This window comes from Maribacter sp. 6B07, from assembly GCF_002700155.1.
Classification (GTDB): domain Bacteria; phylum Bacteroidota; class Bacteroidia; order Flavobacteriales; family Flavobacteriaceae; genus Maribacter; species Maribacter dokdonensis.
The window spans coordinates 310,709-327,091 of the sequence record NZ_PDUT01000001.1 but is presented as its reverse complement, the minus strand read 5'-3'; the positions used below and the strand labels follow the sequence as shown (position 1 = coordinate 327,091).

The following is a 16,383-nucleotide window of genomic DNA, read 5'->3' as shown; positions in this document are numbered from 1 at the left end:
CTAAAAAGGGAACTGCTTTGAAGCGGTTCTTGCTTCTTTCATGATTTGTTTGAACTCTGTAACTATTTCAGGATGTTGATCTGCAACATTGGTAGTTTCAGCAATATCTTTACCTAGATCGTAAAGTTCTAATTCGCCTTGCCTATCTGTATTAATATTATACCAAACCCCTTTCCAGTTTCCCTTTCTTATAGCTTTTCTACCACCTTTTATATTAAATTCCCAATATAAATACTCATGTAAATCTTGGGTTTTATTGCCTATAAGTGTTGGTAAAAATGAAATTCCGTCAATATTGTTTGGTGTTTGCGATCCCGTGATTTCTGTTAAGGTCGGTAATACGTCGTAGAAGGTTGATACATGATCGGTAATACTACCTTTTTTAATTTTATTTGGCCATACAACTAAAAACGGAGCTCTAACTCCACCTTCATATAAATCTCTTTTATAACCTCTAAACTTACTATTACTATCAAAAAAATCTGGATTTGTGCCACCTTCTGGAGATGGGCCATTGTCACTAGAAAACATAATAATCGTATTTTCAGCGAGACTTAATTCATCTATCAAGTTCATAATTTCACCTACATAGTTGTCAATTCTGGTAACCATAGAGGCGTAGGTGGCCAAAGGCTTTTCTACAGGTGCATAATAGTGTTTTACAATATTAGGTCCATAGTCAGAGGTGTAAGAATTATCAGCAGTGTATGGTGTTTCTTTAAACTTGCCATCGTATAATTTAAAAATGGAATCATTTGGAGAAATTATTTCGGCATGTGGTAACACCAATGGAATGTAGGCAAAGAAAGCTTTGTCTTTATTTTCTTTAATGAACTTTAATCTTTCGGCTTGTATTTTATTGGGAGCGTAAGTGACCTTATTTGTCCAATCATTACCTTTTAATGAATCTCTTTTTTGATTGTGATTTAGATATGCCGGGTAATAACGATGTGCTAATTTTTGATCGTTATATCCATAAAATTCATCAAAACCTTGGTTGTTAGGGTCCCCTTCGTTAAAACCTAATCCCCATTTACCGAACATACCTGTGACATAACCTTGCTCTTTTAGAATTTCAGCAATAGTTAACGCATTTGTCGGTAATGGTATTTGGCCTTCTTTATTGTCTCCGGCTTCTTTATTACCTCTTATTGGAGTGTGCCCGGTATGTTGCCCTGTCATTAGAGTTGAACGAGATGGAGCGCAAACAGCTGCCCCACTATAATGTTGTGTAAACCGCATACCATTGGCGGCCATTTTATCAAGATTGGGCGTCTTAATGTATTTTTGACCGTATGAACCCAAATCGCCGATTCCCATATCATCGGCTAAAATGTATATAATGTTTGGCTTACTATTTAATTTTTTGGTTTCTTTTATGTGGGTATCCTGTTCTTGAGCAAATGAACTTATTGCTACAGAGAATATGATAATTGATACTTTAGTTTTGAAATTCATAGCCTTACTTATCTAAATTGTACATCCTTGACATTTGAACTATAATCTTTACCTCTAATTGACTCAAAAAGTTTTAACATTTCTTCAAGTTTATTGGGGTTAGTCTCGGCTAAATTGTTTTGTTGTCCCAAATCTTCTTTTAGGTTGTATAGTTGAAATTCTGGAAAGCTTCCTACTTCAATTCCTACTTTTTCTCTATAATTTATTCCTTTATAAGGAGGTATCATTAGCCAATCTCCACTTCGTAATGCAGTTCTGGAAGTAGCTTCTATAATTAGGTTATCTCTTCCTTTTTTACTTTTTCCTAATAATACATCCATTATATCTTTACTGTCTGTAGTATTCTCTTCTATACCAACTAAATCAGCTAGAGATGCTAGCAAATCCATTTGACAAACAATAGCATCTGAGGTTGCAGGTTTTATTTTTCCCTTCCAATAGGTGATGAACGGTACCCTTGTTCCGGCTTCGAAAATGCTATATTTGCCTCCTCTTAAACCACCATTGGGATCATGTTTCCCTAGTTTTTCGACAGCGTCATCATAATAACCGTCATTTAAAACTGGTCCATTATCACTAGAGAAAACAATGAGTGTATTTTCTAATAATTTCTCTTCTTCTAGGGTTTTTATAAATTCACCTATACACCAATCCGCTTCTAGAATTACATCGCCTCTTGGCCCTAAACCAGATTTGCCCGCAAAACGTGGATGAGGTGTGCGTGGCACATGTGGTTGTTGCATTGCATAATATAAGAAGAAAGGCTTCTCTTTATGATGTTTTACATAGTCTTGTGCCCTTGCCAAAAAATGGTCTGCCATATCAGTATCGCTCCATATTGCAGCGTCTCCACCCTTCATGAAACCAATTCTTGGAATTCCGTTTACAATGCTATTATTGTGTCCATGATGCCATTTCATTTTTAACATTTCTGGATTGGTAATTGCAGTGGGCTCGCCTTCAAAATTATTTTTATAATCTACAGAAATTGGATCTTTGGGGTCTAAACCGACCACGTTTCCGTTGTCTATATATACTGTTGGGACTCTATCCTGTGTTGCAGCTAGAATATAGGATTCATCAAACCCAACTTCATTTGGTCCTGGTGATACTCTTTGGTTCCAATTTACTTTTCCGGTTCCTAATCCAAGATGCCACTTGCCAACAATTGCGGTTTGATAGCCTTGGCTTTTAAGCATTGTTGGTATGGTTTGTTGCTCAGTACTTATTAATAGGGGAGCAGTGCCCGGTAGTATTTTTGCATCTTTATTTCGCCACGGATACATACCTGTGAGTAATGCATACCTACTTGGTGTACAAGTTGCGGAAGATGCATAGCCATTTGTAAATTTCAACCCTCCTGAAGCTAAAGCATCAATATTTGGAGTTTGTAATTCTGTTGCCCCGTAAGAACTGATATCTCCATAGCCTAAATCATCTAGGTAAATGACTACTATGTTTGGTTTTAATTGCGCATTATCAATAGCTACTTGCGTAACCTTTTTGTCTTTACAGCTGACACCTAATGCCAGGCAAGCCAATAGTTGTAATACGTATGGTTTTAAGATTTTCATGTTTAAATGTGATATAAGTTTGAATAGATACTCCTCTTGTATCAAGAAAATTTTCCCACCTAAAAAAAGTAGGTGGGAAAAAACTAACTACAACAAAAATGTGAATGCTTAAATGTTCTAATAATTAGGGTTTTGGGTTAACACACCATCTGATAATGTTATTTGATTTATAGGCAATGGCATTACTTCATTTGTACCCTCCGTAAAGCCATAAGAGCTTAATAGGGCACCTGCTCTACCTGTTCTTACCAAATCGTGAAACCTTAAACCTTCACCTGCTAGTTCAACACGTCTTTCATGAAAAATAGCATCTAATAGATCTTGCCCGGTCAAAGAATTGGGTAGGTTAGGTACCACAGAAGGATCAGCTGTACCTCTAGCTCTAGTTCTTACCCTATTGACATATTCAATTGCTGTGGTAGGATCTGAAAGGTAAATAGCTTCGGCATACATTAAATATGCATCTGCTAATCTTATAATTCTAATATTATTTGCACTGTTGTTATTACCACCTATAGCAGGAAGGTCATAATTTGAATAAGGAGCCCATGCATATTTTCTAACATACCAATCAGTACCATAACTATAATCTTCAAAAAATAAGGTAGCATCAAATCTAGGGTCATTGTCCTCATATTCATTTCTAAGCCCTTCTCTTGCTTGTACAAAACCTCCACCTTTGTTACTTATCGGGTTTACACGTCTAGGAATTCCTGTCCCCAAAATACTCGCATCTGAAGAAAAGTTAATTTCAAAAAGTGACCCCGAATTCCACTCTCCTTCTGGTTGAAAAATGGTAGTATAATCTGGCGTTAATTCAAAACCCAAAGCAAACAACTGATTTCCATACGTCTCAACTTGTGACATTTTGTTTTGATATAGTGATACACGCATCATCATACCTAAAGCAGCACCTTTATCTGCACGGCCGGTATAACTTGCGTCTCTGTTCAATCTTGAAGGTAAATCAGCAATAGCAATTTTTAGATCATCTTCAATAAAGGTGTAAGTGGCCTCTTTTGTTGATCGTGGTACGTTGAATTCTCCTATTGCCAGTGGTCTGTCAATAATAGGCACACCTCCAAACGAGTTTACCAAATCAAAATAATAAAAGGCACGTAAGAAATGCGCTTCTGCTAAAATTTCCTTTTTTCTTTCTTCATCATCAAAGTCAATGTTAGGTATGTTTTCTAACACCAAATTTGCAAACAGAATACCTTTATAATTTACTTTCCACATTTGCTCTATTATTTGACTTGAGGTAGAAATTGACCAAGTATCCCTTTCAAAAAGTGGTGCATTATTTTCTGCCGTTCGTCCTCCTTTAATAAAGTCATCTGTACCTATTTCACCAAAAATGACGTCGTTGCCCATGGTGCCCCAAAAATTACTGCCCGCTATTTCACTCATAGATGAGTATGCTGCCACTAAAGCTTGTTCCGCTTGAACAGGGTTGGTGTAAAAATTTTCTAAAACAGGTTCACCATAAGCTTCAGAATCTAGTTCATCTGTACAAGATGTTACTGCAAGAATTACTGTAAGAATTACTGCAGGTAATCCATACTTTATATGTCTCTTAATGTTATCTAATAATTTCATAAGTGTTTTTTTAAAAGTTAATGTCAAGACCTACTGTTACTGTCTTTGTTGATGGGTATCTACCCCTATCAATACCTAAATCTAAAGTAGTTCTGCTACCGTTTTGTGTTTGAGTTTCATCAACGCCCAGCTCTGGATCTAAGCCATTGTAGCCTGTTATTGTAAGTAAGTTTTGACCCGCTAAGTAAATTCGGGCTTTTGTAATAAACGTTTTCTCAAGAACACTGCTGGCAAAATTGTAACCCAACTGAATGTTTTTTAGCCTTAAATAAGATCCATCTTGTACAAACCTGCTTGAGAGTCTACTATTATTGGCGAAACCGTCAAATGTTGCTCTAGGTACAGAGTTAGAAGTACCTTCACCCGTCCATCTATTTAAGTACTCTGTACTTAAATTTGAGTCTAATTTTCCATTTAATAAATATCCGGTTGCATTGAATATATCATTTCCTTGTACACCTTGAAAGAACATAGACAGATCAAATTGTTTGTAGATCATATCTACATTAATTCCATAGGTAAAGTCTGGTAATGGTGAACCAATAAATGTTCTATCATCATCGTTAATTACATTATCTCCATTTTGGTCTTTGTATTGAACGTCTCCGGGCAAATTGCCACTTAAACTTGGGTTATTATCAATATCAGATTGGTTCTGGAAAAGTCCAATCGCCTCTAAACCATAGAAAGATGCAATAGGTCTACCAGCTTCTGTTCTACTAATATTGGAATACCCATTACCTGCGTTACCGGTATTTATGGAGCTGCCTTCTGAAGCTAAGCTAACCACGTTGTTGTCAATTATTGATATATTACCACCTACGCTAAAGAAAAAATCATTGATGCTTTTCTTATAGTTGGCAGAAAATTCAAATCCCTTATTTTCAATTTCCCCGGCATTTATAGTAGGGTTTAAACCAAAACCCGATGTTTGTAGTATTGGTGATTCCAATAACATATCTGAGGTGGTTTTAATGAAGTAATCAGCTGTAAAAGTGATAGAGTTCTCTAAAAACCCTAAGTCAAGACCTACGTTTGTAGTTGTTGTTGTTTCCCATTTTAAATCAGGATTACCCGGCCTAAGAGGTGCTAAACCGACTGCTGTTGTTTCATCATTACCCAATAAATAGTTCTCACTAGTGCTTAATGTGCTGAAAATTGCAGAGTTTGGTATGTTTTGATTTCCAGTTTCTCCCCAGCCAACTCTAAATTTAAATTGATTGATCGCTTCGCTATTAAAGAATTTCTCATTTTTAATATTCCAGGCAAGTGCTAATGAAGGAAATTGGGCAAACCTATTGTTCTCTCCAAATCTTGAAGACCCATCTATTCGGTAGGTGCCAGTAAATAAATACCTTCCATCATAGCTATAGTTTAACCTTCCAAAGTAAGACAAAAGAGATGAACTTGATATACCACCTCCATTTGTAGATGTGTCAACTGCACCAGCTCCCAAAGTAGGGTTGTCAACACCTTCTGGAATATTACTTCTTGATGCTACTACATTATTAAAATCCGATTTTTGGGACTCATGACCTAACAGTGCGTTAACACTATGTTTTTCTTTAATAGTAGTTCTATAGTTCAAAGTATTGGACCAAACGCTAACCTTGTTTTCAGACCTCATTAGATTATAGCTATTTACAGGTCTGTTTTGTTCTGCAGATATAAAATATTCAGGTTGAAAGTTGTCTATTTTTCGGTTATTGATCTCTAAACCATAATTTGATTTAAATGACAAACCTTTGAATAAATCTGCCTCAATGAACACATTTCCTAAAAAACTTTCCTTTGTGAGAGGTGTTTGGTCATAAATGGTTAGTCCAACAGGGTTTCTTATTTCTGTGGAATATAAGGGTCTGGCTGGTGTGCCTTCAGCAGTGTATATTGGTGATACCGGGTCTACAACATAACCAATAAATGCTGTTTTTAAATTGGAGTTTGAGCCTGTAGAAGTTACGGAGTTTGTTTTCGATTTAGAATATTGAAGATTCTGCCCAATTTTTATTTTTGGCTTTATTTGATACGTGTTGTTGACCCTAAAATTAGTTCTATCAAAAGATGTATTTTTTAAAATACCTTTCTGGTCCAATTTACCAAAAGAAACATAATATGATATTTTTTCACTTCCTCCAGAAATAGCTAATTGATGACTTTGAATATTACCAGTTCTATAAGCAGCGTCTTTCCAATTATAGGATTCTAGTGAAGATGGGTTGGCAAAATCTGGTTCAGAAGCGGCACCGTCATTTGCTTTTCCTTCATTATACAATGTTGCCCACTGTTCGGCATTCATAACATCTAAATTGTCTATTCTGGTTTCCATACCTGTATAAGTCTTGTAAGATATAGTTGGTTTAGATGTACGTCCGGATTTTGTTGTTATCAATACCACCCCATTAGCTCCTCTAGAACCATAAATAGCTGTTGCAGATGCATCTTTTAATACTTGAATTGATTGGGCATCGTCCATATTAATATTAGAAATATCATTTATAGGTACACCATCAACTATGTATAAAGGGTCTGAATTATTAACCGTACCAACACCTCTGATTCTTACTGTAGGTGTAGATCCGGGTTGACCTGAACTTTTTGTAACGGCAACACCGGCAGCTCTACCCTGTATTGCCTGAGCTATAGAGGTTGTTTGTGTTTGTGTAATTTGTTTTGTACTTACTGAAGCTACTGAACCTGTAACATCCTTTTTGGCTACCGAACCGTATCCAATGATTACAACTTCATCAAGACTTTCTGCCTGCGAAACCAACACAATGTTCAATGTATTATTTGTTACCGCAATACTTTGGCTCTCCGTACCTATAAAGCTGAATTCTAAAGTGTCGCCAACTTTTGCATCAATTGAATAATTTCCATCAAAGTCTGATACTGTACCCGTAGTTGTTCCTTTTATGATTACCGTTGCCCCTGGTATTGGGTAACCATCTTCAGCACCTGTAATGGTACCGGTTACGGTTATCTCTTGAGCTTGAGTTTGTAGGCAAACGAACATTGTTAGTAGAAAAGTAAAGAGCAATGACCTACTCAATAGTTTATTGGTTAATAAGAGTGTTTTTAGTTTCATAGAATTAGCTTTAAGTTAGATTTAAGTTGATTTTATTAGATTAATATTTACTTGTAAATCATGAAGTTTTATTCTTCAAGATTTTAATTTGATTGATTGTTCAGTTTTAAATTAGATTTAGAACCGTCTATTGTTATCAGTGAATTTGAGTTTACTTTTCCTTGATAATTGTTTTTGTCTAGAATCAAATTTTTAGAATATGCAATTTTGATTGCAGGATTTGCTGGATGAAGCTGTGGAAATGTGCCTGAGTTGGTAATTAAGTTTCCTTTAAAAATTAGTCCGTCAACATTGGTGACTTCTAAGATTAAATTGTCAAATTGATTAAATGTATTATCAATGATTTCAATATTTTTGAAGGCTATATTCTCATTGTCATCATCTGTATCAAACCTGATCACTCCGCGGTTTTTTCCTCCGTGTTGACAGTCTTGAAATGTGTTATTTTTAATAAGGACGTTTGCGGCATTACCAGATTCGTACCAATGTCCACTTTCTACAGGTATTAAAAGGGCTTCCATTTCAGTATGGAAAAAATTGTTTTCTATAACAGTGTGTATCGGATTAGAAATCAATAAACCTCTTGCCCTATTATTTCTTATGATGCAGTTTTTTACCAGTAGATCTGGGTACCCATCAAGATTTTCAACTAAATCACCAGGTTTTAGATTCTTTGGTAACCTATCGTTCAGTGTTATTATTTGGTATCTGTTATTTATATATTCAATACTTTTAATAGTTGATTTGTTATATGGAAAAAAAGATTCACTCAATCTTACAAAGCCTAAATTGTCATTAGGCCTGCCGATCACAAAAGCTTTTTGTTGGTGATGTCCCATTCTAACTCCAATTCTGTAATCATCAAGTACGTCTACTATTTTTTGATACGTACCATGAATGTTAGAAGCGTCATCTAATTGATTTTCAAACGTGCAATTTTTCAATACCAATTTTCCTCTGCACCCAACAAAATGTGTGGCATCTGCTGTTGTAGATACCATACGGCCTTGAGATGGTGTCACATTAAAATTGTCTAGAATAATGTCGGCAGAGTTTTCGGCAATAATACCCATACCGCCAGCATGATGTACGTTTACGTTAAAAGCATTGAAACCAGTTGTGTTTTTTACGCTAAATGCGGGAGAAACCCTATTTAAACCTTGTTCACCTTTCATAGAAAGAATATGACCTATTGGGGGCATTTTCTTTTTGTGCCCGAAAACTCGCAGTAAACCTGGTTTAATTTCTTTAACCGTTATACCATTTTCCATGCCTATTTTTTTGTTGTCTACATCCCGTTTATCATATTCATATTTATATGTTATGGTGTCTATATTAAAAGTGGTTTCAGATTTTGTTTTTGTGGTAATACCCGTATACGCCTCAGTGTTAAGAGAGATTGCTTTTCTTTCTGGGTCAAATAAGATAGATTGCCCTATGGTATGTTGATAATATTCTTTAATGAAAAACAATTGACCATTTCGAATATCGTAAGGGTATTCATTTGAAATTTGCATATCAAATGTTCTATTAGTTTCATCTATTGCAACTATTACCCCTTCGCTATGAAATGATTGATGCCAGTCTATAGATAGATTTTTTACACTTATATTATTACTATTCTCTATTAAAAAAGGGATCATTACACCATGAAATATAAAGGTGGATCCTTGACCATCTATAGTGAGTTTGTCAAAATTGAATATTGGAAAAGGTGTATTGATCATTAAATCACCATGGTTTGAGATATAGCAAAATTTTTCAAAACCTTTATCTGGATAAAAATGATAGGTTCCTTTTTCAAACTTTATTTCTGATATTGGTTTTTCATCAGCTTTTAAAATTCTGGATACCAAGGCCGGTGTTGCGTCTTCAGCAATGTCTAGACCAAATAGTACTAGCTCATTTTCTGGTAGTTGTTTGCTGTAACTATAGATACTGAAAAGGAGTATCGTTATTAGATGAAATCTTGAAAAAATAGTTTTGGTTGACATTGATTGTGATTTGCTGGAGTAAATATCAATCAATTCATAAAAGTCTATGTACATACCCGTACATAAAATGTATTTAAGGGTAAATTATCGCTAAAGCCCAGTAAATATTGATGTTTTGAGAATGTTTAATTTGTCTGGAATAGAAATCACTTGTTTCTTTAATTAACTATTTTGGTGAAATCGACATAGTTTTTAAATGCAATAATTGTCTTTTATTACAATTGATAAAAATTTAAAACGGTAGTTGCTATTTTAGAACTTCTGCTTTTATATATATTTAAAATCCAACCCTTATAATAAGAGTTGGATTCTGAATATCATTTTTATTTGAGAAAGTAATACTATGGAATAGGGGTAAAGCAAGTATTTAAATATACGCTATTTTTTACTCTGGTAATCTTTGTGAATCTTCCCCCATTTTTTAAATCCAATTTCTACACCAGCCTCCATTTCTTTGCGTACATCTGGGTGTTCGTCTATGATCCACTGTACCAAATCAACCGTAGTTTGAACTGATTGAGGTTCGTAGATATCACTTACGGGTTTCATTCTATTATCAAAATCAATAGTTTTTGCTCTCATTTTAAGCAATATTGGTTCATATTCGGCATTGTTAGCTAAATTGACCAATTCTTGTGGGTCTTTCTTTAAATTATATAATTCTTCTACTGGCTTTTTGTTTTCAAAGAAGAATTTTTGTTCATCGGTTAATTTTCCTTCTTTTTTAAGTTGACGCATAATATGAACGGCCGGTCTATAAAACTCCAGGTATGCTTGGTGGGCGTCAAAAGGTGTTTTTGGCTTATCGTTTCTAATATATTTCCATTCACCAGAGGTGATCGCCCTTGACTTTTCTTCTATTTCATCCCATAGATCACGTGCTCCATAAACATATTCTCTATTGAAATTGGCATCAAATATAGGTCTGCCGGTCATATATGAAGGCACTTCAACTTGGGCAAAATCTAAAATACTAGCGGTAATATCTGTTGCACTCACAACATCTTTTCTTATTTCACCACCTTTAAATTGCTCTGGATAATAAACAATTAAAGGTATTCGTAACCCCGGATCATGTAAATAACCTTTTCCTTTAATATTACATCGCCCATTATCGCCTATGAAAATTACAACAGTGTTATCTGCCATATTTTTATCTTCTAGTTCTTTAAAGATCATACCTACTTCATTATCCATATATTCTATCTGATCAAGGTATTTAGCCCAATCTAAACGAATTGCGGGGTGATCGGCCATATAAGAAGGCATTACAACACTATCTGGATTTACGGGGTGTTCAGATTTTTCACGTACTTCATTCCACCAATCTCCTCTGTGTGTTGCTACTAATTGAATTTGAGCAAAAAAGGGCTCGTCTGCCTTTTCGAAATTATCATACTTATCAAATAAGCCAAAGTTTGTTTCACCGTCCCATTCCCCTAATGGATCATGCTTAAAATTAACATCTATTTTGCGTCCTTTTTTCATAACAGAATGATTGCCTAAGATAGTTGTATAGCCTGCTTCTCTTAATTTTTGAGTCATTGGCGTAAACTGTTTGTCTAATGGAGTATCTCTGTTGCTACGATGGTTGTGCGTATTTGTTTTTATTTGATGGGTGCCGATCATCATTGCAGAACGGCTAGGCGAACAGATAGGGTTGGTCACAAAAGCATTGTCAAAACGAACACCTAGGTTTGCCATCTTATCCAAATAAGGTGTTTTTACATTTGGCATACCATAACAAGCAAGATCTGTGCTTATATCCTCTGCCATAAGCCAAATGATATTGGGCTGTTTTTGTTGAGCCTTGCTATCTTTCTCGATTTTCTTTTCACCACATGATACCATCAATGTAATTAGAAATAATTTTGAATAAATGGTCGGTAATGTAAAGATTGATCGTTTATGAGTTCTCATGTTCAATATTTAGTAAGTTGGTACCGCCTCTTTTTCCCAAGCGGCAATATCTGCAATTAGTTTTTTTTCAATATCCAGCCCTTTACCTATTAAATTGTTTTGCTCGGTTATATCTTCAGATACATTGAAAAGTTGAAATTTTCCGCTATGATATTTAATCAATTTCCAATCTCCAGAAATTACGGCAGCATATTGATCTTCATAACTTCTGAAAAAATATAGATTTCGTTTTTCAATTTTTTTACCTTTTAAAATTGGTAGTAAACTAACACCTTGAATTTGGTTGTCACTATATGTATTTCCTGAAGCAATTTCAATTAAAGTTGGGTATAGGTCAATTGATTGTACAGGGGTGTCATTTTCTGTGTTTGCCGTGGTAACACCTGGGTATTTTATGATAAATGGTACTCTTGCGCCACCTTCACCTAAAGTATTTCCGCCTTTTTTTCCACCACTAAGAGGTGCATTGGTGTAAGCACCGCCTTGATCAGATAGTACTATTATAATTGTATTATCTTCAATGCCTTTTTCTTTTAAAGCATTTTTAACCCTGCCTATAGATTCATCCATAGCTTCGACCATTGCTGCGTGATGCGCGTATTTCCCTTCTAGACCAGACTCTTGATATTTCTTCAATAAGTCTTTTCTACCTACAGATGGTCCATGTACGGAATAGTACCAAAATGAAAGCATAAAAGGATCTGCCTTGTCATAGGTTTTGATGAAATCTACCGCCCCATCGGTTAACACATCGGTTAAATAGTCTCCTTCCTTATAGTTCTCCATAAAACCATTAGGGTCGCCATTATTAAAAAATGGAAAGTAGTAGCTTTTAGGATGTCCATGATCTGTTGTTCCGAATTCTTCATCAAAACCTTGATCAGTTGGGTAACGACCTTTATGGCCCAAATGCCATTTGCCTACAAAATAATTGTAGTATCCTAAATCTTTTAGTCTTTCTGCATAGGTAATTTCTTCAAGTGGTAAATAATTTCTTGATGGCATTTGAACAGGATCGGTTGGCCATAAATTATATTCGGCGTCCGGTTTATTGGGATCTATCGCAATATGCCTTGGCATGCCCAATCTAATGGCTTCTTTACCGGTTAACAAAGAAAGTCTACTAGGGCTACATGTTGGTGTTGGTATGTATGCTCTGTTGAAATTTAAACCTTCTTTTTTTAGTTGATCAATGTTTGGGGTACTAAAAATATTGTTTCTAAATCCAACATCTGACCACCCATAATCGTCTACGAATAATAATACAATGTTGGGTTTCTTATAATCTTTAGCTACTTCTTCCTGCTTTTTTTCTTGCTCTTTACAAGATGAAATCAAAGTGGAAATAAAAACAAAAAGGAGTAAAATATATTTGGTTTTCATAAAGGTGTATGCTTTTTATAAATTATCAATTTTGCTTAAACTGATCATATTCAGGGTTAATCTTTGCATTTTTAAAACGTGGTCTGTCTTTCCATAAATTAAAGGTTGCTTCTAATTGCGCCACATCTTCAGGATACTGCCCTTTATCGTCGGTTTCTTTTATCCAATTTTCTAATACGGTTCTATGGTCAACAAGTATTTTATGAAACTCTGGATCTTTGGCAAGGTTATTAATTTGGTGTGGATCTGCTTTAAGATCGTATAGTTCCTCAACTGGTCGTTCTCCAAACCAATGTTTTTCTTGATATGATGTTAGTTTACCTTCTTTATGAGCTTTCTTTAAATCCAATACAATGGGTTTGTTATCTCTGTAACCAGCTTGCATCATAGGCCTATTTGGGAAAAAGTTTTTGATATAGCGAAAATCTTCGGAAACAACTGTTCTGATTCTATCAATGGTATAATCGCAACGATCTCTTGCTCCTATAACATACTCATTTTTGTTATAAGTTTCTTCAAATAAATTTTTACCATCTAAATATGCAGGCATTTGAGCTTGGCCCATCGCTAATGTAGTTGCAGAGACATCTAATAATGACACCAGATCATTTCTTACAACACCTGGTTGTAAAAGAGGGTGGTTGCCCTTTATGATCAAGGGGACCAACATACCACCTTCATAGCAGAATTGTTTATGGCGAAGGGATGTTGGACTACCGTGATCAGAAAAGAAAAAGATGATAGTATTTTCTAATTCTCCATCTGCCTCAAGTTGTTTTAGTATATTTTCAACAGTAACATCAGAACCTCTATTTGCGTTATAATGTGTGGTCCAAGCTTCTCGTTGAGAAGGTATATCAGGAAAGTATGGAGGTAGTGGTACATCATTAGGTGCTAATTTTTCTCCTTCTCTAACATATTTGAAATCTTTTTTTCCGCCCATGATTTGAACTTGTCCAAACCAAGGTTGGTCTTTGTTTGGTCTAGCATTCCATACATAATTCTTTACCGTCATATAGTCAATAGCATGGTTCCCTTGCCAACCGTTCATTCCCGGCTTATAGTTTTTCTTTGTACCAACATCGTACAAAGCTGTTCTGTCATAGTGGAAATTATAATCATCTTTTCCACTGTTAAAGGTGAAATACCCTGCATTTTTCATTAATTCAGGAATGGTTTTCATGTCTTTGGGTAGTAGAATACGTAAATTTTGAGGCACTATACTATCTTCTGTATATCTACTGGATCTATGATTGTGAGTGCCCGTGGTTGTTTGCATAACACCTGTAATTATAGCAGATCTTGCTGCGGAACAAACTGGTGCGGTGGTATAGGCACGCTTAAAAAGTACCCCATTACTAGCTAATTTATCTATAACAGGGGTATGTCCTTTATTGATAGAGTCTCCATAACAGCCCAAAAATGGGGATAGGTCTTCTGCAACTATCCATAAAATATTCGGCTTTTTAACTGATTCTGTCTTAGCTAATTTTTCATCTTTACATGAAAAAAAAAGTAAAATAATAAATAGCGACAAATAGTATTTCATAGTATTATTTTTTTAACCCTTTGTTCTTTTTAAATATCAATGTCTTTTTAGATTCTTCATCTGTTTGTAATATTCTTTTACTTGTACCTTCATACCTGTTATCAGAAATCTCCACATTCTTACAATTGATTAAATCAAACATAAAAGCATCAGGGTATTGCGGTTTTTCTGTAAACGTTTGTTTAATTGTATTGTTCTTAATTATTAAACCGTCAACTCTATCGGCCCATATAATTCTATTGTCGAATGTTTCAATGGTGTTATTTATAAATTGAATGTTTCTGTCATAGGTAATCGAATCATCAAAATCTTTACGTAATCTAGGCGATACTTTTAAAACTGCATGTTCCGCACCACCATATGCACAGTGTATAAACCTGTTGTTTTGAATTATAACATCTTCAACATTACCAGATTCATACCAGTAGAATGTTTCACCACGCAACATAATGGAAGACATCATTGATGATAGATCGTTATTTTCTATGATAATTTTCTTGGGTGTTTTTATAATTATATTTCTTGCTCTATGATCTCTGATCGTATTGCCGCGCATTGTGAAGGTAGGATTCCAGGTTTTGTTCTCTAAGATATCTCCTGATTTTAGGTCTGATGTTAATTTGTCTTCAAAAGTAATTTCAGAATAAATATCATTTATAACCTTAACAGAGCTCACTGTATTTACTTCAGTTCTATTGGGGTCTGGGCTTTTAATAAACCAAATTTCATCACCATTACCGGCAAATTCAAAACCTAATTGCTGATCATGTCTTAGGGCCACTCTAACGGTTTTATCGTTTATGATTTCATCTATTTCTACATAAGTGCCATGTACATTGGTTCCGTCATCGTACATGCCTTCAAAACGACAATTTTCAATTAAAATATCACCTTTGCAGTTAGCAAAATGTGTTGCATCTGCAATTATCGAAATTACGCGGTCTACACCGTCTTTAATATAAATTCCGCTGTTTTGAATTTGAATGTCTTCTGATCGTTCAAACAAAAATCCCATGCCTAAAGCATGATGTATAATAACTTTATCAAAAGTTACATTTGATGAGTTTCTAACTAAAAATGCAGGAGCATATCGGTTGTTTTTTTTATCACCTTTAGATTGTAGAACGGTCCCTATTCTAGGGAAATGTTTTATGTTTTTATCGTGAAAACGTAAATTTCCATTTGGCAATTTTTCAACAAAGTTTGGGTTCAATGACATGTCAAAAGCGCCGTAATCTACTGCTTTCGTCGTCTTATTGTGAGACAAGGTGCTGCCTAAAGATGTAAAATTAAAATCATTAATACCTGGGAATTGAATTTGTCCTTTCGTTAATTTCCAAGAATATCCGTCTGTATAAGGTTTTAAATCATAATAGTGCTCTTTTTCGTTAACATTTATGACATCGCCTTGAAAAGAAAATGGAACCTTCCAGTCTAAAGTCAGGTTGCTGACTTTGATGTTTTTACAACCTTCAAAAATGAATGGGGCTGCTTGTCCATTAAAGATAAATTCAGAATTATTGCCCTCTACTTCAACAGAATTAAAGGCATCAAAGTTGAAAATTATATTTTTGAAACCATTACCATGATTTGTAATTCTCAAATATTTGCCAATAGCGTAATCGGTTAAAAAAGTATAAACCCCTTTTTCGAAAACTAATTTGATATCCTTTTCTTTAGCTTTTTCAATAGCATTGCGTACGGTTATTGTCATATCATCCTTTGTATGCTTAAAGTGGATGATTTCGGTTGCGTAGCTAGTATTCGAAATTAATAGAACGAATACTGTAAGAAATATTAATTTTTTAATGTCTTTCATAT

The 16,383-nt window shown here is 34.8% G+C and carries 9 protein-coding genes; all 9 read right to left on the bottom strand.

The features are described 5' to 3' along the window. Complete coding sequence (locus CSC80_RS01420) at nt 1-1,458, bottom strand: arylsulfatase (protein ID WP_099189257.1); 1,458 nt, start codon at nt 1,456-1,458, stop codon at nt 1-3. A gap of 8 nt (nt 1,459-1,466) precedes the next feature. Next, nucleotides 1,467-3,032 carry an arylsulfatase gene (locus tag CSC80_RS01415; RefSeq protein ID WP_099189256.1) on the bottom strand — a complete coding sequence of 522 codons (1,566 nt, stop codon included), beginning with the start codon at nt 3,030-3,032 and terminating at the stop codon, nt 1,467-1,469. A 117-nt stretch (nt 3,033-3,149) separates the two neighbouring features. Further along, entirely contained in the window at nt 3,150-4,631 is a 1,482-nt protein-coding gene (locus tag CSC80_RS01410; protein WP_099189254.1) for a RagB/SusD family nutrient uptake outer membrane protein, read from the bottom strand. Nucleotides 4,632-4,641: 10 nt separating this feature from the next. Beyond that, the gene (locus tag CSC80_RS01405) at nt 4,642-7,716 is read right to left on the bottom strand and encodes a TonB-dependent receptor (protein ID WP_099189251.1); all 3,075 of its coding nucleotides are present in this window, start codon (nt 7,714-7,716) and stop codon (nt 4,642-4,644) included. Between the two features lie 83 nt (nt 7,717-7,799). After that, nucleotides 7,800-9,710: a right-handed parallel beta-helix repeat-containing protein gene (locus CSC80_RS01400; RefSeq protein ID WP_180268568.1), complete on the bottom strand. Its 1,911-nt coding sequence runs from the start codon at nt 9,708-9,710 to the stop codon at nt 7,800-7,802. Nucleotides 9,711-10,088: 378 nt separating this feature from the next. Further along, the gene (locus tag CSC80_RS01395) at nt 10,089-11,630 is read right to left on the bottom strand and encodes a sulfatase (protein ID WP_236973299.1); all 1,542 of its coding nucleotides are present in this window, start codon (nt 11,628-11,630) and stop codon (nt 10,089-10,091) included. A 9-nt stretch (nt 11,631-11,639) separates the two neighbouring features. Beyond that, nucleotides 11,640-13,013, bottom strand: coding sequence for a sulfatase (locus CSC80_RS01390; protein ID WP_099189247.1), 1,374 nt, complete (start codon nt 13,011-13,013; stop codon nt 11,640-11,642). 25 nt (nt 13,014-13,038) lie between these two features. Next, on the bottom strand, nt 13,039-14,562 hold the full coding sequence (locus tag CSC80_RS01385; protein WP_099189245.1) for a sulfatase: 1,524 nt from the start codon (nt 14,560-14,562) through the stop codon (nt 13,039-13,041). Nucleotides 14,563-14,566: 4 nt separating this feature from the next. Further along, complete coding sequence (locus CSC80_RS01380) at nt 14,567-16,381, bottom strand: alpha-galactosidase (protein ID WP_099189243.1); 1,815 nt, start codon at nt 16,379-16,381, stop codon at nt 14,567-14,569. Nucleotides 16,382-16,383 lie beyond the last annotated feature (2 nt).